Origin of the sequence: Microbispora sp. CSR-4, assembly GCF_008033685.1 — a bacterium.
Classification (GTDB): Bacteria; Actinomycetota; Actinomycetes; order Streptosporangiales; family Streptosporangiaceae; genus Microbispora.
Map to the genome: position 1 here is coordinate 489 of NZ_VJVX01000270.1, position 447 is coordinate 935.

Genomic DNA, 447 nt, shown 5'->3' on the forward strand with positions numbered 1-447 from the left:
TGTTGCAGGCGTACGCCAAGCTGAGGGCGCAGGGGGATGACCGCCCGCTGACGGTACGTCAGGCGGACGCGCTGATCGCCCTGCTGGAGCAGAAGATCGCCGCCGAGCTCCTCGTCGTGGTCAGCGCCGAATCCCTCCCCACCGACCCCGACAACACCGACCCCGCCGACGACAACCCATACCCCGCCGACCCGGCCACCCAAGACACCGCTGCCCCGGCCACCGACGACGACGTCAGCGACCACTTCGCAGACCTCGACGACAGCGCCCCCAGCGACTACGTCCCCGACCCCGCCGCAAGCACTGACGAGCCGGGCCAGGCCGACGACACCGCCGACCACGCCGGAGACGCGCGGGATGCCGGGGGCTTCGAGGAAGGCCGGGACGACACGGGCGACCGTGCTCCTGGCGAGGCCGGGATAGATGCCGGTGCGGAGAGCGCCGACG

1 pseudogene is annotated in these 447 nt (G+C 72.3%); it reads left to right on the forward strand.

Annotation, left to right across the window (positions count from 1 at the left end):
- A pseudogene (locus FLV34_RS42075) lies at window positions 1-447 on the forward strand (hypothetical protein); the annotation flags it as partial.